Here is a 26,621-nt window from a genome sequence, read left to right on the forward strand (position 1 = left end):
TCGCACCGGTCAGGAGCGGCCAGAAGAACTCCCACACCGACACGTCGAAACTCGACGGCGTCTTCTGCAACACCCGGTCATCGGCCGTCAGGCCATATTCGTCCTGCATCCACAGAAGCCGGTTCACGATGCCCTCATGAGGCACCACGACACCCTTGGGACGCCCCGTCGAACCCGACGTGTAGATCACGTACGCCGCCGACGACGGATCCACGACACGACCCAGGTTCTCGCCGGAATAGCCGTCCAAAACGGGCAACTCATCGAGAACGACCGCAGGGATCGCGTCTTCGAGCATGAACGCGATGCGATCAGCCGGGTAGTCCCGGTCGACCGGTAGATAAGCGCCACCGGCCTTGTGGATGGCGTACAGCGCGACGACGAGATCGATCGACCGCGGCAGCGACACCGCCACCACCGACTCCGCACCCACACCCTGTTTTACCAGCCACCGCGCCAGCCGATTGGCTCGCGCGTTGAACCCGGCGTAGGAAAGCTCGGAGTCCTCGAACACGACAGCGGCAGCGTCCGGTGTCCTCGCCACCTGCGCCTCGAACAACTCCGGCAGGGTCGCGGCCGGGACATCCCGGGACGTGCGGTTCCATTCGGTCACCCGTGCGAGTTCGTCGCCGACGAGGACGTCGAGCGCGGCGACCGGCCGGTCCGGCTCGGCGGTGACCTGCTCCAGCAGGGACGTGAGCCGGGTGAGCAACCGTCCGGCCGTCGTTTCGTCGGCGAGGTCTTCGGCGTACTCCAGCATCAGCGTGGCGGTGTCCGCGCTGTCGACCATCGTGAAGTGCAGGTCGAATTTCGCCATGCCGGTGTCCATCTCGAACCACTCGGCGGACAGCCCGAGCACGTCGTGGGCCTCGGTCTGCCGGTGGTAGCCGACCATCACCTGGAACAGCGGGTTGCGGCCCGGCACCCGGGGCGGATTCAGCTCCTCGACAACGCGCTCGAACGGCAGATCGCCGTGTGAGAACGCGGCGAGGTCCGCCTCGCGCACCCTGTCGAGCAGGGCGGCGAACGTCGGGTCGCCGGAGAGGTCGGTCCGCAGCACCAGGGTGTTCACGAAGAACCCGACGAGGTCGTCCAGTGCCGCGTCGGTACGTCCGGCGATCGGGGCACCCAGCGGGATGTCGTCCCCTGCACCAGTTCGGTGCAGCAGCGCGGCCACCGCCGCCTGAAGCACCATGAACGGGCTCGCTCCCGCCTTCGCCGCCAGGTCGCGCACGGCGGCCGACAGCTCTTCGGAGAGCGGGGACTGCACCTTTCCGCCCTTGCCCGTCGGCTGGAGCGGACGCGGGCGGTCCAGCGGCAGGGTCAGCTCGTCCGGCGCCCCGCGCAAAGAGTCGGCCCAGAAGGCGACTTGAGCGGCTCCGCGCTGGTCGAGGAAGTCCTTCTGCCACAACGCGAAGTCGGCGTACTGCACGGGGAGGGCCGTCCACGTGGGCGCCTCCCCCGCCCGCCGAGCCCGATAAGCCGACGTCAGGTCGCCCAGGAACGGCCGATCGGACCATTCGTCGGTCGCGCTGTGGTGCAGGACCAGCGAGATCACCTGGTCGCCGTCGCCGAGCCGCAGCACCCGCAGCCGGACCGGGATCTCCCGCGCCAGGTCGAACGGCGTCCGCGAGAGCTCGGCGATCCGGGCGTCCAGTCCGGTCTCGTCACACTCCTCGACGGCGAACGGGATCTCCGGCGCGTCGAGAACGCGCTGGCAGGGATCCCCGTCGTGCTCGACGAGAACGGTACGCAGCACCTCGTGCCTGCCTAGCACGTCGCCGAGCGCGGCCCGCAGCGCTTCGAGATCCAGGTCGCCGCGCAGCCGGAAGGTCAGCGGAAAGTTGTAGGCGACCGCGTTCGCTTCCATCCGGTCCACGAGCCAGAGGCTGCGCTGAGCCGCCGAAAGCGGGATGCGGTCGGGGCGCTCGGCGCGGACGACCGCCGGCCGCGCCGGTTCGCCGCCACCCGCGCGAGCGGCCAGCTCGGCCACCGTCGGCGCCTCGAACAGGTCACGGATGGCCAATTCCGCGCCGAGTTCGGTCCGGGCCCGGCTGATGAGCCGGGTGGCGAGCAGGGAATGGCCGCCGAGATCGAAGAAGTTGTCTTCGACTCCGACGCCGTCCAGCCCGAGGACCTCGGCGAAGAGCGCGCACAGCGTCTCCTCCTCGGCGCTCTCGGCCGGACGGCTTTCGGCGAGCCGCACCGTCTGTTCGGCGTCCGGGAGCGCCCGCGTGTTGAGCTTGCCGTTGTCGGTCAGGGGCAGGGCGCCCAGCGTGACGAACGCGGCCGGGACCATGTAGTCCGGCAGTTCCGTCTTGAGCCTGTCCCGCAGGCGTTGCGCCAGTTCGCCGCCACCGCGGGCCGCGGTCGGGCTCGTGGCGTACTTGGCCAGGTTCGTACCCGCCGAAACCGGCTGGTGCACACCGGTGACGAGCGCGTCCGGCTGTCCCTTGTGGACGAACACGGCCTCGAAAGCGCCGTCGGCCGACCAGGTGCAGTACACCCGGAACCCGAGCCTTTCACCGAGTTCGTGCACGTCCTCGGGCTCGACTCCGGCAGGGGTGCGGAACAACTCCAGGACGTCGATGAGCGGTGCACCGGCGTCCAGCGCACGCGTCGCCTCGACCTCCGGAGCCTGCCGGGCGTCCGGGATCCGGCACACCCGCAGCGTTTCCACGCCGGTGAGGCGCTCCTCCACCGCGGCGAGTGAACCCACCTCGTCCCAAGACAAGCGCGGCGCCTGCGCGACCGACACCGTCTCGGCGGGTTCTTTCACCAGGACCGCGTCGTAGCGATACCGGCTCAGCTCGTTGTGCAGCCGGGCCCGTTTGATCCGGACCTGCGCGGCGACACCCGGAAGCCGCCGGGCGAGCGCGGTGAAGTAGTCCGGGTCGATCAGCAGTTCCTTCTCCAGCGCGGCACCGCGTTCGATCGCGCGCCGAACCTGGGCGACGTCGGAAGTGGCGTCCGCGCGGGTGAGCTGGATCGCGGTGTGGAAGGCGCGGGCGAGCCGCAGGTTGCGGACGTCGCCGACGAACAGCGCGCCGCCGGGCGTGAGCAGGCCGATCGCCTTGGTGATGACGTCGGTCAGGTAGTCGACGCTCGGGAAGTACTGGATGACGGAGTTGATCACGATCGTGTCGAACCGGCCGGCGGGCAGGCCGTCGAACACATGCGCCGGCTGGGCGCGCAGGTTCACCTTGGCCGCCAGCGCCGGATCCCGTTCCAGCTCCCGGTTCAGCTTCGCGATCACCGGCGCGGCGAGGTCGGTGCCCCAGTACTCCTGGGCCGGCGGTGCGATCTGCCCCATCAGCAGACCGGTGCCGACGCCGATCTCCAGCACCCGTTCCGGCTTCAGTCCGGCGATCCGGTCCACGGTCGCCCGCCGCCACTCCCGCATGTGCTCCAGCGGGATCGGTTCACCGTCGTAGCTGGAGTCCCAGCCCGCGAAGTCCTCGTTGAACAGCGCGGTCGGGATCTCGGTGTACTCGTCCGAGTAGATCTGCTGCCATTCGCCGACCTGGTCGGCTTCCGCCTCGGCCCGCGCGTCCCCGCTCAGTTCGGCCTGGACGACGTACGCGACGAGCCGCTGCAGACCGGGCGCCGACGGATCCGGCCGGGCGATGACGGCCGCCTGCGCGACTTCGGGGTACCGGCTGAGCGCGGTCTCGATCTCGCCGAGTTCGACGCGGTAGCCGCGGATCTTGACCTGGTCGTCGGTGCGGCCGAGGAAGTCGAGGTTCCCGTCCGCACGGCGGCGCACCAGGTCTCCGGTGCGGTACATGCGCCCGCCACCGGGCACGAACGGGTCGGCGACGAACCGTTCGGCGGTCAGCCCGGGGCGTCCGAGGTAACCGCGTGCCAGGCCCTCACCGGCGATGTAGAGCTCACCCGCGACACCGTCGCGGACCGGCCGGAGCCAGGCGTCGACGATGTAGGCGCGGGTGTTCCAGATCGGCTTGCCGACGGTCGGGGTGTCGCTGTCGGTCGTGCCGCCGCCGAGCGTGTTGATCGTGTACTCGGTGGGGCCGTACAGGTTGTAGCCGTAGGTCCCGTCGGTGTCCCGCAGCCGGTTCCACACCGACTCCGACACCGCTTCGCCACCGAGCAGCACGAGCGCGGGGCGGTGTCCCTCCAGCAACCCTTCCTCGATCAGCAGGTGGGCGTACGTCGGCGTCACGTTGACGACGTCGACCTCGTGCTCGTCGCAGTACGCCACGAGCGCCCGCGCGTCCCGCCGGAGTTCCTCGTCGCAGACGTGGACCTCGTGCCCTTCGACGAGCCACAGCAGCTCTTCCCAGGACATGTCGAAGGCGAACGACACGGTGTGCGCGATCCGCAGCCGCCGTCCGCCCGCCGCGGCGATGGCCGGGGCGAAGATGGCGCCCTGGTGGTTGAGCTGCATGTTCGTCAGGCCGCGGTACGGCGTGACCACACCCTTGGGTTTGCCCGTCGAGCCCGACGTGTAGATGACGTACGCCGGGTGCTCCATGCGGTCCGCGCGGCTCCGCGCGAACAACGGGCGTTCGGCGTCGGAGATCGGGCCGTCGCCGAACGCCGTGTCTTCGTGGTCGTCGACGAGGACCCGTGGCGTGGCGTCGGGCAGCGTCGCCGATACATCCTTTGTGGACACCAGGCACAGTGGCCTCGCGTCCTCCAGCATCACCGCGAGCCGGTCGACCGGGTAGTCGAGTTCCAGCGGCAGGTACGCCGCGCCGGTCCGCAGTACGGCGAACAGCGCGACGACCATGTCGATCGACCGCGGCAGGCCGAGCGCGATCACCTGTTCCGGCGCGGCGCCCTTGGCCAGCAGCAGCCGGGCCATCCGGTTGATGCGCGCGTCGAGTTCGGCGTAGGTCAGCTTTTCCTCACCGAACACCAGGGCCGTCGCGTCGGGAGTCCGCTCCGCCTGGACGGCGAGCAGGTCCGCGATCGTGTCCTCGATGACGGGATGCTCGGCCTCGGCCCAGCCGGCCTCCAGCGCGGCACGGTCCTCAACGGAGACGGTCGCGAGCGCGGCGACCGGTTTCGCCGGGTCGTCGACGATCTGCGCGACCAACGACGTGAACCGGTCGAGTACCGACACGGCTTCGGCGGCATCGATCACGTCGTCCCGGTAGGACACCGTGATCCGGATTTCCTCCCCCGGCGTGACGACCAACGTCAGCGGGTAATGCGTCGCGTCGATGTTGAGCAGGCCGGTGATGCCGTGGCGGTGACGGAGGCCGTCGCGCCGTTCGTCACCGTCCGCGTTGCGCAGCACGAACAACGTGTCGAACAGGACGCGGTGCCCGGCCTCCCGCTGCAGGACACCGAGGCTCATGAACTCGTACGGCGTCAGGTCCATCCGCTCGGACTGCAGACGCCGCACCAGGTCCAGCACGGATTCGCCCGGGTCGAGCCGCACCCGGGTGGGCACGGTGTTGAGGAACAGCCCGATGGTGTTCTCGATCTCGGGCACGGCGGCGGGCCTGCCCGCGACCGCGGCGCCGAACACGACGTCGTGCCGTCCGGTCATGGTCGACAGGACCAGGCCCCAGGCGGCGTTGAGCACGGAGTTGACGGTCAGGCCGTGCCTCCGGGCCTGTTCACGCAGCCCTCGGCCCAGACCGGTGGGCAGCACGGTGTCCAGGTTCACGGGGGTCGCCGGGACCAGATCACGGCCTTCCGGTCCGATGACGGTCGGCTCCGCGAGATCGGACAGCGCCTCACGCCACGCGTTCGTGGCCGCCTCGATGTCCTGCCGGTCCAGCCAGCGCAGGAAGTCCGCATAGGACCCCGCGGCGGGCAGCGTCCGGTCGTCTCCGCCGAGGTCGTACAGCGCGAACAGCTGCTCGATGAAGAGCCAGGCGGACCAGCCGTCCCAGAGCAGCAGGTGCCGGTTCAGCAGCACCCGGTCACGTCCGTCGCCGAGCCGCACCAGTTTCAGCCGGAACAGCGGTGGGACACCGAGGTCGAACCGCGTCGCGCGGTCTTCGGCCATCAGCTCGTCGAGCCGTTCGCGCCGCTCGTCTTCGGGCAGCTCCGAAAGATCCACTTCGGACACCGGGGGTTCGACCCCGGCCGCCACGAACTGGACCGGCCCCCGCAACCCCTCGCTGGTGAAACCGGCGCCGAGGCTCGGGATCCGGCGGAGCAGCGCGGACACCGCCGACCGCAGCCTGCCGGCGTCCAGGCGGTGATCGAAGTCGATCGCCTCCTGGATCGTGTAGATGTCGACCCGGTCGGAGTTGTAGCCGGAGTGGAAGAACAGGCCTTCCTGCAGCGGCGACAACGGCCAGACGTCGGCGACGGGCACCGGGCTGAATCGCTCGACGCGGGCGATCTCGTCCTGCGTCAGCGAGACCAGTTCGAGGTCGGACGGCGTGAGTCCCACCGGTGCGTTCGTGTCCACGGCCGCGAGGTCTGCCAGGGCGGCGGCCCAACGGTCCGCGAGTGCTCCGGCCGGGCCCGCGAACGTGGCCGTCAGCCTCGGCCCGTCCGCGGTCTCCTCGCAGGCGACCCCGATGCGCAGGACGTGGTCTCCGGACGGCGGCACGGGCGCGTACCCGGCGACCTGCCACTCCCCCGGCCCGGCCGGGATCCGGCCGTCGTACCGCAGGGCGATCCGCGGTTTCGCGAGCCCGGCGAGCAGCGGGCCGGTCTGGGCGTTGAGGTATCGCAGCGGGCCGTAGCCCTCGGGCGTCTTCCGGACGGCCTCCTTGACGGCCTTGAGCATCGCGAGCGGTTCGCCGGTCGCGGTGATCCGCACCGGGCGGACCGACGTCAGCGCGCCGACCGTGCTCGAAGTGTCCACCCGGCCGTGAAGATCGACGAGGAGGTCACCGTCGACAGCGGCCTTGAGCGCCGTCAGAAGGACGTCGGTCACGTCGCCGTGCACGGTGGACGGAAGCGCGCCGACGAGCGTCCGGGTGTCCTCGACAGACAGGGTGATCCTGCGTTCGGCGACCTCGCCGTCGGCGGGAATCTCGAACGAGCCGGGTGCCAGCGTCTCGGCCCAGTGCTCGATTTCGCCGAGCAGCGCCAGGTCCTGCGCCGCGTCGGTGATCCGGCGGGCGATGGTCCGCAGCGACGCCCGGACCGGGGTGAACACCGGCGGGCGGCCGTCGGTCACGGCTTGCCAGGCGGTCGCGAGATCGGTGGACAGGATCGTCAGGCTCCGCGCGTCCAGCAGGACCGGATGCGCGACCAGCAGCAGCCTGCCGGGTTCGTCGAACCAGACGGCCTGCAGCAGGTTGTCCGCCGATCTGTCCGCGGCGGCCTGGTACTCGTCCTCGATGGACCCGGTCGCGTGACGAAGCAGGTCCGCGGCCTGGACAGTCCCTTGTGGACGGACTTCGAGCGACCACAGCACCGACGCGACGCGCGACAGTTCGAGCCGCAGCCCGTCGTGGTGGTCGAGCACGAGTTGCAGGGCCGCGGCGAGCGTCTCGGCGTCCGCCCCGGACGGCACGGTGAGCAGCACGGACTCTGGCTGAACCGCGTCACCGAGCTCGCGCAGCCGCAGCATTTCGGGCAGGAGAGGCAGGGCGCCGACACCGTCGGCGTCGGCCACCGGCCCGGACGGCGTGGCGGAGGCGGCGAGCGCGGCCGGGGTCCGGAGTTCGAACACGTCCTTGGGGCTCAGTTCGAACCCCGCCCGCCGGGCACGGCTCGACACGGCGATCGACGAGATGCTGTCGCCACCCAGCAGGAAGAAGTCCCCGTGGGCGCCGACGGTGTCCAGCCCCAGGACGTCCGCGAAGATCCGCGCGAGAGCACGTTCCCGGTCGTTCTCGGGCGCGACCGCGGGACGGCCGACCTCGGGCGCGGGCAAGGCCCGTACGTCGAGCTTTCCACTGGGGGTCAAGGGGAATTCGTCGAGGACGACGAACGCCTGCGGGACCATCGGCGCGGGCAGCGCTTCGCTGACGGCGGCCCGCAGCCTCTCCGGATCCGCACTCCCGGCGACGTAGCCGACGAGCGCGCCGTCCTTCGCCACGACCGTGGCGGCCGTGACCTCCGGCTGCGCGGCGAGGACGGCTTCGATCTCGCCGAGTTCGATCCGGTTGCCGCGGATCTTCACCTGGCGGTCGGTGCGGCCGAGGTACTCGATCTCGCCGTCGGCGCGGCGCCGGACGAGGTCACCCGTCCGGTACAGCCGCTGTCCCGGCTCGCCGAACGGATCGGCGACGAACCGTTCGGCGGTCAGGCCGGGCCGTCCGTGGTAGCCGCGGGCGAGCTGGACGCCGGCGAGGTACAGCTCGCCCGCCACGCCGTCGGGCACCGGGCGGAGACAGCCGTCGAGCACGTGGAGCCTGGTGTTCCACACCGGACGTCCGATGGGAACGGCGGCGCCCTCGGCTCCGTCGGCGGCGAAGAACGTCACGTCCACGGCTGCCTCGGTGGGGCCGTAGAGATTGTGCAGCGGGACACCGGTGAGCGAGCGCCACCGCGCGGCGGTCTCGCCGGACAGCGCCTCGCCGCTGGAGAACACCTGACGCAACGACCCGAGATCGCCGGTGGCTTCTTCGCTGCCGAGGAAAGCGGCGAGCATGGACGGGACGAAATGCAGGGTCGTGATCTCCCGGTCCCGGATCACCCGGGCGAGATACGCCGGATCACGGTGGCCGTCCGGTTCGGCCAGCACCACCGCGGCGCCTTCGCACAGCGCCCAGAAGAACTCCCACACCGACACGTCGAAACTCGACGGCGTCTTCTGCAGCACGCGGTCCGACGCCGTGAGCCGGTACTCGTGCTGCATCCACGCGAGCCGGTTGACGATCGCGCGATGCGTGACGGCCACGCCCTTCGGCCGTCCCGTCGATCCGGAGGTGTAGATCAGGTAAGCGGTGTTGTCCGGTCCGGCGGCCGTACCCTTGACGTCGTCGGCTGCGGGCGCACCGGCCACGGGGACCTGCGTCAGCCCGGCGACGACCGGGATCCGCGCGGCCGTCCCGGGTTCGGAGAGCACGAGCCGGGCACCGGAGTCGGTGAGCATGTGTTCGAGCCGGTCGGCCGGGTAGTCGAGGTCGATCGGCAGGTAGGCGGCCCCGGCCTTGAGCACACCCAGCAGGGCGACCATCAGCTCGGCCGACCTCGGCACGGCGACGGCCACGACCTCTTCGGGACCGGCGCCCAGGGAGCGCAGCCTGCGCGCCAGGTTCTCCGCGCGGGCGTCGAGATCCGCATAGGACAGTTCGGTGTCCTTGAACATCACCGCCGTCGCGGATGGCGTCTTGGCCACCTGCTCGGCGAAGGCCCCGGCCAGCGTGCGCTCGGGCACCGGGTGCGAGGTCGCGTTGAGTTCGGTCAGACGGCCGCGTTCGGCGGAGGACAGGAGGTCGATGGCGGCGACCGGCAGTCCGGGGTTCGCGGTCAGCGTCTCCAGCAGCCGGGCGAACCGTTCCGCGAGCTGTCCGGCCGCGACCGCGTCGATCCGGGCGGCGTCGAATTTGAGGCTGAACTCCAGGTCCTCACCCGGGGTCGCGATCAGCGCGACCGGGAAGTGCACCGCGTCGGTGACCTCGACACCGGTGAGGCGCACGGTTCCGGACGGATCCACGCGCTCGTCGTCACGCGGGAAGTTCTCGACGACGACGAGCGTGTCGAACAGTTCTTCCTGCCCGGCACCGGCCAGGCGCCGCAGTTCGCCGAGGCCGAGATGCTGGTGGTCCAGCAGCGCCGCCTGCTCGTCCTGCAGCCTGCGCAGCACGGCGGCGACGGTTTCGAAGGGTGCCCAGCGGAACCGCACCGGCACGGTGTTGATGTACAGGCCGACCGCCGACTCGAGGCCGGCGGCGCCGGTGTCACGGCCGGAGACCGTGCTGCCGAACAGCACGTCGTCCCGGCCGGTGAGCCCGCCGAGCAGGAGACCCCAGGCGCTGTGCAGGACGGCACCGAGGGTGAGCCCGTGTGCGCGGGCCATGGCGGACAACGCCGTCGTCACCTGCTCGCCGAGGCTCAGCTGCAGCCGCGACGGCCGTCTCGGCACCCCGGCCCGTTCGTCGATCAGCCGGGTGGGTTCGTCCACTCCGGACAGCGCCGTCCGCCAGACTTCGCGCGAGACCTCGTGATCGCGCGACGCGAGCCGCCGCAGATGATCGGCGCGGGTGTCCGGTTCCGGGCTCGAGGCGTCCACTCCCGCGTAGCCCGCCAGCAGTTCGCGGAGCAGCACCACGACCGACCAGCCGTCGGCGATGATGTGGTGGAACGTGAGCGCCAGCTTGGCGCGGTCGTCGCCGAGCCGGGTGAAGGTCGCCCGCAGCAGCGGCGGCCGGGCGAAGTCGAACCGGCGCGCGCGATCGGCCTCGAAGGCTTCCGTCGCGTCTTCGGCGGCCACCTCGCGCCAGGGCAGTTCGGCGCGCCGGGTCACCGTCTGGACCACCCGGCCGCCGTCGAGCTGCCGGAAACCGGACCGCAGCGAGGAATACCGGTCCAGCAGCGCCTGCGCCGATCGGCGCAGCGCTTCGGCGTCGATCTCTCCTTCGAGGTCCAGCACCTCCTGGACCGTGTAGATGTCGGCGGCCGAACCACCTTCGAACTCCGCGTGGAAGAAGAACCCTTCCTGCAACGGCGTCACAGGCAGGACGTCGGCGTACTCGGCGAGCGACGCGCGTTCGGCGCCGGTCAGCTCCAGCAGCGGTCGCTCGTCCACAGTGGACTCGACGGGAACGACGTCCGCGCAGGCGGCCAGGGCCTCCGGAGTCCGATGCCGGAACACCTGGCGCGGGGTGATGGCGAGACCGTGATCCGCCGCCCCGAGCACCAGCCGGATGGACAGGATGCTGTCGCCGCCGAGGGAGAAGAAGTCGTCATCGGCACCGATCGAGGCCAGGCCGAGGACTCGCGCGGCGACGTCGCACAGGATCCGTTCCCGCTCGGTGCGCGGCGCGCGGCCGGTGGCGGCGGCACCGAAGTCCGGCAGGGGCAGCGAAGTGCGGTCGAGTTTGCCGTTCGGCATGGTCGGCAGCCGGTCGAGTTCCACGAACGCCGACGGCACCATGTAGTGCGGCAGCGCCGATTCCGCGTGGGCACGCAACTCCTTGAGCAACGACGGCGAGCCGTCCCCTGCCGGGACGACGTACGCCACCAGGCGCCGGTCTCCCGGCTTGACCTCGCGTGGCACGACCGCGATCCGCTCGACCCCGGCGTACGCGGCGAGCGCGGATTCGACCTCCCCCGGTTCGATCCGGAACCCGCGGATCTTGACCTGGTGATCGGTGCGGCCGAGGAAGTCGAGGTTGCCGTCCGCGCGCCAGCGGACCCGGTCGCCGGTGCGATACATGCGCTCGCCGCCACCGGTGAACGGATCGGCGACGAAACGTTCCGCCGACAGCCCCGGACGTCCCGCGTAACCCCGCGCGAGACCGCGTCCGCCGACGTACAGCTCCCCCTCGACGCCGACAGGGACCGGCCGCAGCGCGGTGTCGAGGACATAGCAGCGGGTGTTCGGATCCGGAACGCCGATCGGAATCGGCCCGGTCCAGCCGGGCTCGGCCGCCCACAGCGTCGAGTTCACCGTCGCCTCGGTCAAGCCGTACGCGGCGACGACCTTCAGGTCTTCGGCCCAGCGCGCGATCAGCTCCGGCGGGACCGTCTCGGTGCCGACGATCAGCACCGCGCCCTTGGGCAGTTCACAGTCCGGCGGCAGCGCCGCGACCAGTGACGGCGGCAGGATCATGTGCGTCGCCGCGTTGTCGGCGATGTAGCCGGTCAGCTCGACGCCGGCCACGCGGCGATGCGACGGCACCACGATCAGCGTTCCGCCGACGCACAGCGACATGACCAGATCCCAGACCGTCACGTCGAACCCGGTGGAGGCGAACTGCACCACCCGGCTGGCCTCGCCGATGCCGATCCGTTCGGTCGCCGTGCTGATCAGGCTGCCGATCCCGTCGTGGGACAGGACCACGCCTTTCGGCTTCCCCGTCGAACCCGAGGTGTAGATGACATACGCGGCCTGGTCCAGAGCGATCCCGCTCACGTCCACAGTGGACGCGTCGAGAGCCGCGAGTTCGGCGGTGATCGCCGGGTCGTCGAGAAGGATCCGCTCGACGTCCACACCGGACGGAAGCTGTGCGGATTCCTCCCTGGTGGACACGACGATCCCCGCGCCCGCGTGCGAAAGCATGTACGCGAGGCGATCCTCGGGATGGTCCAGATCGAGCGGGAGGTACGCGGCGCCGGCCTTCATGACGCCGAGCAGCGCGACGACGAGATCGGCCGAACGCGGCATCGCCACGCCGACGACGTCCTCGTCACCGACACCGCGTCGCCGCAGCAGCCGGGCGAGCCGGTTGGCGGCGGCGTCGACCTCGGCATAGGTCATCCGGACGCCTTCGCAGACGACGGCTTCCGCGTCCGGTTTCCGCGCCACGATCCGGGCGAACGCCTCGGGCCAGGACACTTCCGGCGAATCCGCGACCGCGGCCCCGAGTGCCAAGACCCGGTCCCGCTCTTCGGCTGAGAGCAGGTCGATCGCGGCCAGCGGCAGCTCCGGTCCGTCGATCAGGGCATCCAGCACCGCGGCGAACCGGCGGCTGTGGTCGGCGAGTTCGTCGTCGGAGGAGACGGCCTCGTCGGCGTCGAAGTCGAAGCGGAGGCCCCGGCCATCGCCATCGTCGTACACGGCGATGGCGACGTCGCTGAGCGGCCCGAGTTCGAGGTTGCGCACCGTCGCGCTCGCTTCGCCGAACGCGAGTTCGCCGTCCACGGCCATGTAGTTCACGCTCAGCCCGACGAGTTCGTGCACTCCGCCGCCGGCACCGAGTTCACGGGCGAGGTCTTCGCCGCGGTACCGGCTGTGTTCCAGCAACCTGGAGACCTTCTCCGCGACCTGGGCGACGAGTCGCGCCGGCGTCGTCTCGGGCCGCACCGTCAGCCGCAACGGCAGGACGTTGGAGACCATGCCCGGCTGCTCACGCAGGGCGCGCGTGGTGCGTGCGGTGACCGGCAGGCCGAGGACGAGATCTTCGGCGCCGGTCACTCGATGGGCGTACGCCGCCACCGCGGCGATGGCGACCCGGGACAGCCTCGTTCCCGCGTCGAGCGCGAACTTCCGCAGGCGGCCGGTCTTCGCCGCGGGCAGTTCCCACGTATGCCGTCGCAGCCGGACCGGGCCGGACGACGCGCGGCCGAGCAGCCGCACCGGGTTCGGCCTGCCCGCGAGTTCGCCGAGCCAGTACGCACGGTCGGCTTTCCCGTCATAGCCGGACTCGGCCAACCCCGAGAGCGGCCAGGAGACCTCCTCGGCGGTGCCCGAATAGAGGGCCGCCGCGCGGCGGGTCAGGACGGCCTGCCCGTGCGCGTCCATCACCAGGTGGTGATAACGCTGGAACCAGCGGACCCGGTCCCCGGCCAGGACGAGCAGCGTGTGCGCGGTGAGCGGCCCCCGGCTGGGGTCGGTCACCACGGCGAGTTCGGCCCGCGCCCACTCGTCGGCGGCCGCCTCCGGATCCGGCTCGCCGGTGAAGTCGAGGACCGCGACCTCACCGGGAGCGACCGGACGCTGGACCGGCGTGTCGCCGTCCAGTCCGATCGTGACGTGCAGGCATTCCGCCTCCGCGACGGCCCGCCGAACGGCCTCACCCAGCCGGGCGACATCGACATCGCCGCGAAGCTCCGCGACCCAGCCGATCGTGTAGACCGGATCGGCCGGATCGAGCTGCTGGGCGAGCCAGATCCCCCACTGTGCCGGGGTCAGGGGAAAGCCGCGGTTCATCGGGTTGCCTCCACCGTTCAAGAGCGTGAAACGTCGTCTGCGGGTCAGGCGGGCCCGGTCCCGCTCACCGCGTACTCGGGCCGGGACGCCCCGGCGGCACGGCGATCCACAATGGACCGGAGGATCTCGCCGACCCGGACGGCGGTGTTGGACAGCAGCGACGACGTGATGCCGTGGGTGTGCTCGGTGCCGCCCTGCAGGTAGATCCCGCCGTCCAGCGGCGGTTCGGTGACGATCCGGTAGTCGCGTTCGACGCGGAGCCTGCCCTCGCCGTCGCGCGCGCAGGCGGAGGCGAGCTCGCCGAGCAACGGCGTCGGGTCCGCCGGGCTGTACCCGGTGGCGTACACGACGAAATCGGCGTCGAGCCGGGTACGCTCCCCGCTCTCCAGCGCCTCGACGGTCACCCGCACTTCGGAGCCGGTGTCGGTGACCTCGGTGGGACGGGAGACGTTGATGAGCTTCAGCCGCTCGATCCCCTGCACCTTCTCGCGGTAGACGCGCCGGTACAGCTCGTCGATGAGATCGATGTCCACCGCCGAATAGTTGGTCGCGCCGTGGTAGCGCATCAGACGGTCCTTGACCTCTTCCGGCGCTTCGTAGAACCGCCCGACCGCCTCGGGATCGAAGATCCGGTTGGCGAACGCGCTGTCGTCGGCCGGGCTGAAGCCGTACCGCGCGAACACCGCGCACACCTCCGCCTGAGGGAAGCGGTCGTGCAGCAGCGCGCTGACCTCCGCCGCGCTCTGGCCCGCGCCGACGACGACGAACCGCCGCGGCTCTTCGGAGGCCATACCCTCGAGCCGGTGCAGCAGTTCGCTGTTGTGCCAGATACGTGTGCCCGGCGTCACACCTTCGGGGAGATTCGGCCGCAGCCCGGTGCCCATCACCAGATTGCGGGCGCGCAGATTCACCAGTTCGCCGTCCGTGCGAGCGTGCACGTCGAAGAACACGATCTCGTCGCCGTCGAAGACCGGCGTGACCGAAAGTACTTCCGTGCCATAGGAAACCAGGTCGTCGACCTTTTCCGCCGCCCATTCGAAGTAGTCGTGGAACTCGATCCGCAACGGGAACAGGTTCTTGTGGTTGATGAAGTCGACCAGCCGGTCCTTGCTGTGCAGATACGACAGGAAACTGAACGAACTCGTCGGGTTCCGCATCGTCGCCAGGTCCTTGAGGAAGGAGACCTGCATGGTCGCGTTGTCGATCAACATCCCGCGGTGCCAGCCGAAACGGGCCTGGCGCTCGAGGAAGTGGGCGGTGACGGTCTCGGCTCCCGGCGCGGCGTTGTGCTCGGTGACGGCGATGGCGAGCGCGAGGTTCGAGGGACCGAACCCGACCCCGACCACGTCGTAGACCGGAACCCGTTCACCGACCACTGCTCGTGCCATCTTGAACCCCTTGCGCGGCTCGGCCGCATCTCGGTACTTCGTTACAAAGACCAGGGAACCCTAACCTAAGTTAGGTGAGGCTCAACTAGTACTTTCAGTGGTGATGTTCATCCCTCGACCAGGAGGAGGCCGGTCCCATGCGGGTCGCCATGTTCGGATACCAGACCTGGGGACACCGCACCCTGCGGGCTTTGATCGACGCGGGCCACGATGTCGCCCTCGTGGTCACCCACCCGAAGAGTGACCACGCCTACGAGAAGATCTGGTCCGACTCCGTCGCGGACCTCGCCGAGGCCCACGGGATCCGCGCGCTGCTGCGGCAGCGTCCCGACGACGCGGAACTGCTGGCGGAGCTGAAGGAAGCCGATCTCGACCTGATCGTCGCCAACAACTGGCGCACCTGGCTGCCGCCCGAGATCTTCGAGATGCCGCGGTACGGCACGCTGAACGTCCACGACTCGCTGCTGCCCGCCTACGCCGGCTTCTCGCCGCTGATCTGGGCGCTCATCAACGGCGAGAAGGAAGTGGGCCTCACCGCCCACATGATGGACGCCGACCTCGACGCGGGCGACATCGTGCTGCAGCGTTCGGTCCCGGTCGGCCCGAAGGACACGACCACCGATCTGTTCCATCGGACGGTCGACCTCATCGCGCCGATCACCACCGAGGCCATCGAGCTGATCGCGAAGGGGAACTTCACCCCGGTCAAACAGGACAGGTCGAAGGCCAGCTTCTTCCACAAGCGCGCCCTCGAAGACAGTCTCATCGACTGGTCCTGGCCCGCGGACGAGATCGAGCGGCTGGTGCGCGCGCAGTCCGACCCGTATCCCAACGCCTTCACGTACCACCGCGGGAAGCAACTGCGCGTGATCCGCTCCTCGGTGTCGGTGGGTCACTACGGCGGAACGCCCGGCCGGATCTTCATCCGTGAGGGTGAAGGCGTCGTGATCGTCGCCGGCCCCGAGTCGCGCCGGGGCCGGTCGCACGGGCTCGTCATCGAGCGGGTCCGGACCGAGGACGGCACCGAACTCGCCGCGAACGAGTACTTCCGCACCATGGGCGGCTACCTCACGACCCGCCCCTGACCTGCGATTTCGCGGTCCCGCGAAAAAAGTCGTCGCGAGACCGATGAGTTCGGCCGAAGGGCGCCGTTACATCGGGTAAGAACACTCGATGGGAGGCGCCATGACCGACACGATCGCCGCGGCGAAGGCGGGAGACGAAGCCGCCTTCGCCGCCCTCACCGGACGGCACCGGCGGGAACTGCACGTCCACTGCTACCGGATGCTCGGCTCGTTCGACGAGGCGGAAGACGTCGTCCAGGACGCGCTCCTCAACGCCTGGCGCGGACTGGACACGTTCGACGGCGGCAACTTCCGCGCGTGGCTGTACCGGATAGCCACCAACGCCTGCCTCGACGCGATCCGCAAGAGCGACCGGCGGGTACCGTCGCTGCGCTCGTTCGCCGAAGTTCCCTGGATCCAGCCGTATCCGGACCGGTTGCTCGACGAGATCGCGCCGCCCGAAGCCGAACCGCACGCACTCGCCGTCGCCAGGGAGACCATCGAGCTCGCCTTCCTCGCGGTCCTGCAGATGCTGCCGCCGCAGCAACGCGCGGTGCTGATCCTGCGCGACGTGCTCGGCTGGCAGGCCGCCGAAGCCGCCTCCCTGCTCGACCTCTCGGTCGCCGCCGCCAACAGCGCGCTGCAGCGCGGCCGCGCGACCCTGCGCGAACGCCTTCCGCAGCAGCGGGGCGAATGGTCGGCGGCGGCACCGTCCGAAGAGGAACGAGCGCTGGTGCGGCGGCTCGTCGAGGCCCACGACAACGGTGACTTCAGCACGATGAGCAGCCTGGTCCGCGACGACGTCCGGGTCACCATGCCGCCGGAGCCGCACTGCTACATCGGACTCGAACACCTCGCGCGGCACGGCAGGATCGCCGAAGAGATGGGCGAATGGCGCGCCGTCGCGGTCGACGCCAACCGGATGCCCGCCTTCGCCTCCTACCTGCGGCGCCCCGGCGACACCGTTTTCCGCGCCTTCAAACTCGACCTCGTCCGCGTCGTCGACGGCAAGGCCGCCGAGCTCACCACGTTCGACAACCACCTGTTCCCGGCCTTCGGCCTGGACGCCACTCTGGAGGGATGAAGCAATGCCGGAGAAGATGACCGACGAACAGCGCCGCGCCTTTCTCGCCGAAGGCACCCGCACCGCCGTCTTCGCGACCGTCCGCCCGGACGGCAGGCCACACGCGGTACCGGTCTGGTTCGCCCTCGACGGGGACGACATCCTGGTCAACCTGGGTGAAGACACCGTCAAAGGCAAGGCGCTCAAGGAGAATCCCCGTGTTTCGGTGGTCGCCGACGACCCGCGCCCGCCGTACTCGTTCGTGAGTGTCGAGGGCGTGGCGGAGATCGTTTCGGACCCTGAGGGAGTCCGCGCCGGTTCGGAGCTGATCGCGCGGCGGTACCTCGGCGAGGCCGGGCAGGAAGCCATCGAGGGCTGGCTGGCGTACGCGACGTCTCCGGGGAAGGTGATCGCACGGGTGCGGCCGGAGCATTTCGTGGCGATCGCGAAGGTGGGCGGCTGAAGGCGTCGGGTCTCGTGAGTGGTGAGGACGGTTAGAACCGTCCTCACCACTCACGAGACCCACCACCCGATGTACCGCCGAGCGGGAGCCGTCTGGCCTCCGCCACCGTCCGGCGTCAGGATGGCGACGTGGCAGAGATCGTTCACGACGAGAGCATCCGTTCCTGGCTCATCCGTACCGCGACCACGAGCTACGCGCTCAGGCTGACCGAGGACGACACGCCCTCCCACGTCCACTGGGGTCCGGCGCTCACCGCCGGCCAGCTCGCCGACGTCCTCCCCCGGACCAAGGCACGCTGGGACGCCTTCAACGATCCCAACGAGGGACTCGACGAGCTCGCCGCCGACGGCGGTACCCGATACTGGACCCCGGCCCTCCAGGTCCGGTTCGCCGACGGGACCCGGGCCTTCGAATGGCGGTACGTCTCACACGACATCGACGACGGCCGGTTGCTCGTCCATTTCCGCGATCGCCACTACCCCCTGCGCGTCACGCTCGGCTACCGCGTCCCGGCGGGCACCGACGTCATCGAGCGCTGGACCGAACTCGGCCACGACGGCACGGACGGCCCGATCGAGATCATCAGGGCCGACTCGGCGACCTGGGTCGTGCCGGACCGGCCGGACTACCGGATCAGCCACGTCACCGGCCGCTGGGCCGCCGAGAGCCAACTGCTCCGCGAACCTGTCCCCCATGGCGAGACCACTTTCGGCAGCAGGCGCGGCATCACCAGCCATCACGCCAATCCGTGGGTGATGCTCGACGACGGCGAAACGACCGAGCGGCACGGCGAGGTCTACAGCGCCGTGCTCGCGTGGAGCGGTTCGTGGCGGATCACCACCACCCGCTCGTCCACCGGCCGCCTCACCGTGACCGGCGGCTTCGGCCAAGACGGCGTCGTCCCCCGGCTCGCTCCCGGTGACACGCTCACCACTCCGGTTTTCGCCGGGCTGTACACCGAGGGCGGATTCGGCGCCGCGAGCCGCGCCTGGCACGCGTACACGCTGGACCACGTGCTTCCGCATCCCGGTGAACTCCGGCCGGTGCTCTACAACTCTTGGGAGGCAACAGGCTTCGACGTCACCGAAGCCGGTCAACGCGCGCTGGCGGAAAAGGCGGCGGCGCTCGGCGTGGAACTGTTCGTGATGGACGACGGCTGGTTCGGCGCCCGGACCGGTGACCACGCCGGCCTCGGCGACTGGCACGTCAACCGCGAGAAGTTCCCCGACGGCCTCGAACCACTCGTCGGCGAAGTGCACCGGCTCGGCATGAAGTTCGGGCTCTGGGTCGAACCCGAGATGGTCAACCCGGACAGCGATCTCCACCGCGCCCATCCGGACTGGGTGCTGCACCATCCACATCGGACACGTTCGGAACTGCGAAGGCAGCTGGTGCTCAATTTCGCCCGCCCGGACGTCGCCGACTGGGCGTTCGGCACGCTCGACTCCCTCGTCGGCGAGCACGGGATCGACTTCCTGAAATGGGACATGAACCGCCCGTTCAGCGAGGCCGGCTGGCCCGCCGACAACGATCCGGACAGGCTGTGGGTGGAACACACCCGCTCGGTCCACGCGATCATGGACCGGCTGCGCACCCGTCATCCCGGGCTCCGGATCGAGGCGTGCAGCGGCGGTGGCGGCCGGATCGACCTCGGGATCATGGCCAGGACGGACCAGGTCTGGACCTCCGACAACACCGACGCGCTCGACAGGCTCGTCATCCAGCACGGCTACGGCCAGGTGTACCCGGCGCGCGCGATGGCGGCCTGGGTCACCGACGACCCCAACTTCGTCACCCGGCGGTCCACGCCACTGCGCTTCCGGTTCCATGTCGCGATGGCGGGAGTGCTCGGCATCGGCGGCGACATCGTGAAGTGGTCCGAGGAGGATCTGGCCTACGCGCGCGAACAGATCGCGCTGTACAAGGAGATCCGGCCGATCGTGCAGCGCGGCAGGCTCCACCGGCTCGTGCCGCCGACCACCGACGGCGTCTGCGCGCTGCAGTACGTGGCGGCCGACGGCGGGCGCGCGGTCGTGTTCGTGTTCCGGCAAGCGGCACATTTCCACACTCACGAACGACCGGTCCGGCTCGAGGGGCTCGACCCCGCCGCCCGCTACCGCGACGAGGACACCGGAAAGGTCTGGCACGGTGCCGCGCTCCTGGCACACGGCCTGTTCCCGGGTTTGCCGGACGGCGATTTCGCCAGTGCGATGATCCGGCTGACGAGGGTCCGAGCGCCACGATAGATCAGATGTATCGCCCGGTTCTGCCCTTACAGGGCGCCCCAAGCGGCTTGACATCCCCACAGACATCCGATCGAATGCCGTCGTATATGAGACGCCGTGCATCGTCGCGAGAAGGGTGACTGGGGCATGAGAAGGTCCTCCGCGTTGGGAGCCGTACTACTCCTCGCCGCGAGCCTCACCGGATGCACCGTCGGCGGCGGGACGAACGCCTCCGGCAACGAGATCACCTTCCTGACGTTCGAAACGCCGAACCTGCCACCGTCCTATTGGGACTCCGCCATCAAACGCGTCACGGACCGCGATCCCGGCCTGAGCGTGAAGAAACTGGTCGCCCCCTCGACCGACCGCACCGGCTACGCCAAGCAGTTGCTGCAGTCCGGCCAGTTCCCGGACGTCGCGATCGCCGTCGACTCGGCCGGTTTCGCCGAATCGGGCAACCTCTACGCGTGGACGCCCGAAGAGCTCAAGGACTTCCAGTTCCCCGCCGCCAACCCGATCAAGGGCGGGCACCACCAGCTACCCGCCAACACCCAGACCATCCCGCCGATCTACTACAACAAGAAGCTCTTCGCCGACGCCGGGATCACGTCGGCGCCGGCGACGTGGAACGAACTCCTCGCCGCGTCGGAGAAACTGAAGGCGAAGGGCATCACTCCGTTCACCATCGGCGGCGGCAAGGAAGGGTTCCCGTCCGCGATGCTGCTGGACGGCCTGGTCAGCGTCGAGGTCTACGGCAAGACACCGGACTGGCTTTCCCAGCGGCGGGGCGACAAGGTCAAATTCGCCGACCCGGCCTTCCGGCAGGCGTTCGGCAAGTTCGCCGATCTGGTGGCCAAGGGCTACATCGACAAGACACAGGTCTCGCGGGACTATTCGGCGACCGAGGCCGCCTTCCTCAACGGCGAAGGCGCGATGTACCCGATGGGCAACTGGTTCGCCGCCAGCGCCGACGCCAAGAAACCGTCGTTCGAGATCGGCGTCTTCAACTTCCCTTCCGAGGACGGGAGACTCGTCGTGCCCGCCTATACCGGTGGCGGCATCGTCGTCAACGCGAAGTCGCGCAACCTCGACGCGGCGAGGAAGTTCGCGCTCGCGTTCCAGCTCGACAAGGAGCAGATCGACGCCTCGGTCAGGGCCGACGGCCTGTTCCCCGCCATCAAGGGCTACACGCCGCCGCCCGATGTCGGCCCGGTCTTCAAGGCGGGCTACGACCTCTACAAGGAAGCCGTCGCGAAGAACTCGGTCGTGAACGCCTTCAGCTGGGAGACCGCGGACGACGGGCTCCTGCCGGGGATGAAGGACAAGGTCTACCAGGCCGCGCAGGACGTCATCACCGGCCGCAAGACGGTGGCCGACGCGTGCGCGTTCCTGGACACCGAGTGGGCGAAGGCGCGCTGACGCCAGAATGGGAAGGAAACCGACACTGCCGCGGGTGTGGCATTTCGCCTCGTTCGGCGCACCCGGCGTCGTCATCTACCTCTGCTTCGTCATGGCGCCGATCCTCATCAGCTTCGGCTACAGCTTGACGAACCACAACCCGTTCGACCCGCCCGCGGAATTCGTGGGCCTGAAGAACTACCGGCTGTTGTTCCAGGACGAGCAGTTCCTGGCCGCGCTGCGGGTCACCACGATCCTGACCGTGATCGTCGTGGTCGTGCCGAACGTGCTCGGGCTCGGCGTCGCGTTGCTGCTCGACCGCAAAGGCTGGCTGTACAACGCTTTGCGGAGCGTGTTCTTCACCCCCGTGATCCTCAGCTCGGTCGTGGTCAGCATCATCTGGACGAAACTGCTCGACGACCGGGGCCCGGTCAACGACGCGCTCCGCGCCCTCGGCGTCGAGCACCCGCCGGGTTGGCTTTCTGACCCGGATCTCGCGCTGTACTCGGTCGCGTCGATCGTGTGCTGGCAGATGCTGGGGTTCTGTGTGGTCGTCTATCTCGCGGGCCTGCAGGGGGTCCCGGCCGAACTGCTGGAGGCGGCGGAGATCGACGGCGCCGGAACGGTCCGCCGGTTCCGCGCGGTGACCTGGCCGCTGCTCGCGCCGTCGCTGACGATCAACACCGTCGTCCTGCTGATCTCGGCGTTCAAGACCTACGACTACGTCAAAGTGGTCACCAACGGCGGGCCGGGCTCGGGAACCACGGCCACCATCGCGTTCGACGTCCTCGCCACCGGTCTCGACGCGAACCACGTCGGCTACGCGTCCGCGATGGCCGTGGTGATGCTGGTGATCGTGGCGACGCTGACCACGATCGTGCTGCGGTTCCTGCGGCGGCGGGAGGTCGACCTGTGACCACGAAGGGCGGCTCGTGGCTCCGGCCGGCCGTGGCGATCCTGGTGAGCGCGATCTTCGCCGTACCGCTGTACTACGTGCTCGTCAACGTCTTCAAACCCGGCGATCAGATCGCCCGGAAGCCGGCGTCGGTCCCGCTGCCACCGACGCTGACCAACATCCACGCCGTGCTCACCCGCCCCGACGGCCTGTTCTGGGTGAGCCTGGCGAACAGCATGCTCGTCACCCTGCTGTCGATCATGGTGCTGACCGTGCTCTCGGCCATGCTCGGGCACTACCTGGCGCGCTCGGACAAGCGGTGGACCAAGGTGCTCGCGCTGATCCTGTTGGCGGGCCTGATGATCCCGCCCCAGGTGATCCTGATCCCGGTCACCGAGGTCCTGCGGCTGACCGGGTTGATGGCGACGATCCAGGGTTTGGTGCTGTTCAACGTCGGCTACTACGTGCCGTTCGGGGTCTTCGTGTTCACCGGATTCATCCGCGGGGTGCCGGTGGAACTCGAAGAGGCCGCCCGGCTCGACGGCGCGAGCAGGACACAAGTGTTCTGGCGGATCGTCTTCCCACTGCTTCGTCCCGCCACGGCGAGTGTGCTGATCTTCCTCGGGGTGTGGATCTGGAACGACTTCATCGACCCGTTGATCATCCTCGGCCCCAGCCAGGGGACCACGATCACCACCGGGATCTACCGCTCGATCGGCCAGTACCAGGCGGATCTCGGCAGTGTGTTCGCGCTGATGTTCCTGGCGACGCTTCCGGTGCTGATCTTCTACCTGGCGTTGCAGAAGCAGTTCGTGAAGGGATTGACCGGCGGCGCGACCAAGGGCTGACCTGCGGCAGATGCCCACCACTTCTCGTGAGTGGTAAGGACGGTTCTAACCGTCCTTACCACTCACGAGACCCACCACCGTTCAGAACTCCGTGACCTTCCCGTCGGCCACTTCCAGCCGCCGCGTCGTCGCCACCGCGTCCAGCATCCGGCGGTCGTGCGTCACCAGCAGCAACGTCCCCGGGTACTCCGACAACGCCGACTCCAGCTGCTCGATCGCGGGCAGGTCGAGGTGGTTCGTCGGCTCGTCGAGCACCAGCAGGTTCACCCCGCGCGCCTGCAGCAGCGCCAGCGCCGACCGGGTCCGCTCCCCCGGCGACAACGTGGCCGCCGGCCGGAGGACGTGCGCGGCCTTGAGCCCGTACTTCGCCAGCAGCGTCCGCACGTCGGCATCGGCCAGTTCCGGGACCTCGCGGGCGAATGCCTCGACGAGCGGAAGGTCGCCCAGGAACAGCTTCCGCGCCTGGTCGACCTCGCCGACCACGACACCGGAGCCGAGCGACGCGGCGCCCTCGTCGACCGGGACCCGTCCGAGCAAGGCGGCGAGCAGCGTCGACTTCCCGGCGCCGTTGGCCCCGGTGATCGCGACCTTGTCCGCCCAGTCGATCTGCAAGTCCACCGGGCCGAGGGTGAACTCGCCCCGACGCACCACCGCGCCGCGCAGGGTCGCCACGACCGCGCCAGCTCTGGGCGCCGCGGCGATCTCCATCCGCAGTTCCCATTCCTTGCGCGGTTCCTCGACGACTTCGAGCCGCTCGATCATGCGGTCGGTCTGGCGGGCCTTCGACGCCTGCTTCTCCGTCGCCTCGCTCCGGAACTTGCGGCCCACCTTGTCGTTGTCGGTCGCCTTGCGCCGGGCGTTCTTGACACCCTTCTCCATCCACGACCGCTGCATCGCGCCGCGGGCTTCGAGCGAGGCCTTGGTGTTCGCGTATTCCTCGTACTCTTCGCGGGCGTGCCGCCGCGCGACGGCGCGTTCCTCCAGATACGACTCGTAGCCGCCGCCGTAGGTCCGCACCTGCTGCTGCGCGTAGTCGAGTTCGACGACGCGGTCCACGGTGCGGGCGAGGAATTCCCGGTCGTGGCTGACCAGCACGGTCCCGGCGCGCAGCCCGGTCACGAACCGTTCGAGCCGTTCCAGTCCGTCGAGGTCGAGGTCGTTGGTCGGCTCGTCGAGCAGGAAGATGTCGTACCGGCTCAGCAGCAGCGAGGCCATTCCCGCACGGGCCGCCTGTCCGCCCGACAACGACACCATCGGCTGGTCCAGGTTGACGGTGAGCCCGAGGTCCGCGACGACCTCCCCCGCCCGGTCGTCCAAATCGGCTCCGCCGAGCGCGAGCCAGCGGTCGAGGGCGAGGCCGTAGGCGTCGTCCGCGCCGGGTTCGCCCGCGGTGAGCGCCTCGGTGGCGGCGTCGAGCGCGGCTTGGGCGGCGGTGACGCCGGTGCGCCGGGAGAGGAACGCGCGGACGGACTCACCCTCGCGGCGTTCCGGCTCCTGCGGGAGGTGACCGACGGTGGCCGTCGGCGGGTTCAGCCGGACGGTGCCCTCTTCCGGGGGCACGAGGCCGCCGAGGGTCTTCAGCAGGGTCGACTTGCCCGCGCCGTTGACACCGACGAGACCGATCACTTCGCCTGGGGCGACGACCAGGTCGAGACCGGAGAACAGAACACGGTCGCCGTGGCCGGCGGCGAGATCCTTGGCAACGAGTGTGGCGCTCATGAGATCGGTAAGTCTACGGGGACCGATTGAACAGCTCGTGGTCCCTCGGAAGAGTGGCAAGTATCCAAGCGATCACGGAACGTGGGTAACCTGATTGTTCTTCTGGACCCGAACGAATCCCCGAGCATTGAGGTCGGTGACAGCAAATGGCGGATTCCGCCACCCCGGTCCCCGTCGTCCACCAGCAGAAAGGCGGTACCCGTAGGCCGACGTTGAGCAGGCGGCGGGAAGTCGGTCATGCCAGCGCGCGGTCGCTGCTGATGACGATCCTCGGCGAGTACGTCCTGCCCCGCGACCAATCGATCTGGACGTCGACGCTGGTCGAGGCACTGCGAGTGCTCGACATCGAGGAGAAGTCCGCACGGCAGGCGCTGGCCCGTTCCTCCGCCGAGGGCTGGGTCGTCTCCGAACGCGTCGGGCGAAGAGTGCGCTGGTCGCTCACTCCACCAGGCAGGCGCCTCCTGACCGAAGGCGCGGAACGGATCTACGCGTTCGGCAACGAGGAGAAGGCCTGGGACGGGCGCTGGCTGATGCTGATCGTGTCGGTCCCCGAAGCGAAGCGGGATCTCCGGCATCGGCTCCGCACACGCCTGACGTGGGCCGGGTTCGGCTCGCCGGTGGCGGGCGTCTGGGTCAGCCCGGATCTGAGCCGCCAGCGGGAGGCCCAGCAGATCGTGCAGGAACTCGGCCTTGACGCCCAGGCGATGTCGTTCACCGCCGCCTACGGCGACGTCGGCGATCAGGAGACGATGGTCGCGCGGTCGTGGGATCTCAGCGACCTCAAAGATCGCTACGAGGACTTCATCGACCGGTTCACCGGTTTACACCCTTCCGGTGAGCGCGGCGTCCTGCGCGCCCAGACCGAACTCGTCCACGAATGGCGCAGCTTCCCGTTCCTCGATCCCCGGCTTCCGCTAAAACTTCTCCCCGACGGTTGGAGCGGCGTGCGCGCGGCGGACCTCTTCCACCGCAAGCACGTCGAATGGCGACCAGAAGCACAGGCGCAATGGGACGAACTCGTGGCGACCTCGGGCTAGGGTCACGGGAAACGACCCATCGGAGGGAACCCGCCTTGGCCACCTCGATCCGCCTCGACCGTGAAGACGACCTCGCCGTCCTGACCATCGCTTCGCCGCCGTTGAACCTCTACACGGCGGAACTGCAGGGCGAACTGAGTGAGGCGATCGGTGAACTGGAGGCCACGCCGCCGCGCGCGGCGCTGATCCGCGCCGAAGGGAAGATCGTCAGTGGCGGCGTGGACGTCTCCCTGTTCGACGCCCAGACGAACGCGGCCGAAGCGAAGGTGCTCTTCGACGAGATGCTGGCGATCCCCGACCGGATCGCCACACTCCCGTTCCCCACCGTGTTCGCCGCCCACGGTCTGTGCCTGACCTGGGCCTTCGAGGTCGCGGTCGCCTGCGACATCATCCTCGCGAGCGAGAAGGCCAAATTCGGCCTGGTCGAACGGGTCGTCGGCCTGACCCCGACCATGGGCGGCACGCAGCGCCTCGCGGCCCGTGCCGGCGTCGGCCGCGCCAAGGAGTTCGTGATGACGGGCGCGACCTACGATGCCGCGACGCTCGAACGCTGGAACGTGGTCAACCGGGTGTTCCCGGCGGACGGCTTCGACGAGGCCGTCCGTGCCTTCACGACCGACCTCGCGCAGGGGCCGACGCGGGCGCACGCCGCCACCAAGAAGGTCCTGGAGCACTACGAGCACGGTGGTGTCGCCGAGGCGAACGAGCACATCACGACCATCGCCGCCGGGCTCTTCGACACCGAGGACCTGCGCGGCGCGGTGAAGTCGTTCCTCGCCGACGGCCCGGGCAAGGCGACCTTCACCGGCCGCTGAG

The 26,621-nt window shown here is 69.5% G+C and carries 12 protein-coding genes; 9 read left to right on the forward strand and 3 right to left on the reverse strand.

Annotation, left to right across the window (positions count from 1 at the left end):
• Positions 1-13,705: non-ribosomal peptide synthetase (locus tag H074_RS05435; RefSeq protein WP_007029017.1), on the reverse strand; the 13,705-nt coding region annotated here is incomplete at its 3' end.
• Positions 13,706-13,749: 44 nt separating this feature from the next.
• Positions 13,750-15,093, reverse strand: coding sequence for a lysine N(6)-hydroxylase/L-ornithine N(5)-oxygenase family protein (locus H074_RS05440; RefSeq protein ID WP_039921590.1), 1,344 nt, complete (start codon positions 15,091-15,093; stop codon positions 13,750-13,752).
• Positions 15,094-15,230: 137 nt separating this feature from the next.
• On the opposite strand from H074_RS05440, the gene H074_RS05445 reads away from it, so the two are divergent.
• The 7 genes from H074_RS05445 to H074_RS05475 all read left to right on the forward strand — a co-directional run bounded on the left by H074_RS05445 (position 15,231) and on the right by H074_RS05475 (position 23,049).
• On the forward strand, positions 15,231-16,178 hold the full coding sequence (locus tag H074_RS05445) for a methionyl-tRNA formyltransferase (RefSeq protein ID WP_007029019.1): 948 nt from the start codon (positions 15,231-15,233) through the stop codon (positions 16,176-16,178).
• A 100-nt stretch (positions 16,179-16,278) separates the two neighbouring features.
• Positions 16,279-17,241 carry an RNA polymerase subunit sigma-70 gene (locus tag H074_RS05450; protein ID WP_007029020.1) on the forward strand — a complete coding sequence of 321 codons (963 nt, stop codon included), beginning with the start codon at positions 16,279-16,281 and terminating at the stop codon, positions 17,239-17,241.
• A gap of 4 nt (positions 17,242-17,245) precedes the next feature.
• Positions 17,246-17,683 carry a PPOX class F420-dependent oxidoreductase gene (locus tag H074_RS05455; RefSeq protein WP_007029021.1) on the forward strand — a complete coding sequence of 146 codons (438 nt, stop codon included), beginning with the start codon at positions 17,246-17,248 and terminating at the stop codon, positions 17,681-17,683.
• Between the two features lie 128 nt (positions 17,684-17,811).
• A complete protein-coding gene (locus H074_RS05460; protein WP_007029022.1) occupies positions 17,812-19,929 on the forward strand; it encodes an alpha-galactosidase in 2,118 nt (705 codons plus the stop codon).
• A gap of 126 nt (positions 19,930-20,055) precedes the next feature.
• On the forward strand, positions 20,056-21,327 hold the full coding sequence (locus tag H074_RS05465; protein WP_039921591.1) for an extracellular solute-binding protein: 1,272 nt from the start codon (positions 20,056-20,058) through the stop codon (positions 21,325-21,327).
• Between the two features lie 7 nt (positions 21,328-21,334).
• Positions 21,335-22,222 carry a carbohydrate ABC transporter permease gene (locus H074_RS05470; protein ID WP_235096662.1) on the forward strand — a complete coding sequence of 296 codons (888 nt, stop codon included), beginning with the start codon at positions 21,335-21,337 and terminating at the stop codon, positions 22,220-22,222.
• Positions 22,219-23,049 carry a carbohydrate ABC transporter permease gene (locus tag H074_RS05475; protein WP_007029025.1) on the forward strand — a complete coding sequence of 277 codons (831 nt, stop codon included), beginning with the start codon at positions 22,219-22,221 and terminating at the stop codon, positions 23,047-23,049. Before H074_RS05470 ends, H074_RS05475 begins: the two co-directional genes overlap by 4 nt.
• An 81-nt stretch (positions 23,050-23,130) precedes the next feature.
• Here H074_RS05475 and H074_RS05480 read toward each other — a convergent pair whose 3' ends face one another.
• Entirely contained in the window at positions 23,131-24,768 is a 1,638-nt protein-coding gene (locus H074_RS05480; RefSeq protein WP_007029026.1) for an ABC-F family ATP-binding cassette domain-containing protein, read from the reverse strand.
• A 146-nt stretch (positions 24,769-24,914) separates the two neighbouring features.
• Here H074_RS05480 and H074_RS05485 point away from each other — a divergent pair, with 146 nt between their 5' ends.
• Together H074_RS05485 and H074_RS05490 are read left to right on the forward strand one after the other, a co-directional pair.
• Entirely contained in the window at positions 24,915-25,805 is an 891-nt protein-coding gene (locus H074_RS05485; RefSeq protein ID WP_007029027.1) for a PaaX family transcriptional regulator, read from the forward strand.
• A gap of 35 nt (positions 25,806-25,840) precedes the next feature.
• On the forward strand, positions 25,841-26,620 hold the full coding sequence (locus H074_RS05490) for an enoyl-CoA hydratase/isomerase family protein (RefSeq protein WP_007029028.1): 780 nt from the start codon (positions 25,841-25,843) through the stop codon (positions 26,618-26,620).
• The last annotated feature ends 1 nt before the right edge of the window (position 26,621 follow it).

The organism is Amycolatopsis decaplanina DSM 44594, assembly GCF_000342005.1.
In the GTDB taxonomy this organism is placed as follows: Bacteria; Actinomycetota; Actinomycetes; order Mycobacteriales; family Pseudonocardiaceae; genus Amycolatopsis; species Amycolatopsis decaplanina.

Coding starts and splice junctions, on each gene's coding strand:
- H074_RS05465 (WP_039921591.1), top strand. CDS start 20,056: ATGAGAAGGTCCTCCGCGTTGGGAGCCGTACTACTCCTCGCCGCGAGC.
- H074_RS05455 (WP_007029021.1), top strand. CDS start 17,246: ATGCCGGAGAAGATGACCGACGAACAGCGCCGCGCCTTTCTCGCCGAA.
- H074_RS05450 (WP_007029020.1), top strand. CDS start 16,279: ATGACCGACACGATCGCCGCGGCGAAGGCGGGAGACGAAGCCGCCTTC.
- H074_RS05445 (WP_007029019.1), top strand. CDS start 15,231: ATGCGGGTCGCCATGTTCGGATACCAGACCTGGGGACACCGCACCCTG.
- H074_RS05440 (WP_039921590.1), bottom strand. CDS start 15,093: ATGGCACGAGCAGTGGTCGGTGAACGGGTTCCGGTCTACGACGTGGTC.
- H074_RS05470 (WP_235096662.1), top strand. CDS start 21,335: ATGGGAAGGAAACCGACACTGCCGCGGGTGTGGCATTTCGCCTCGTTC.
- H074_RS05480 (WP_007029026.1), bottom strand. CDS start 24,768: ATGAGCGCCACACTCGTTGCCAAGGATCTCGCCGCCGGCCACGGCGAC.
- H074_RS05485 (WP_007029027.1), top strand. CDS start 24,915: ATGGCGGATTCCGCCACCCCGGTCCCCGTCGTCCACCAGCAGAAAGGC.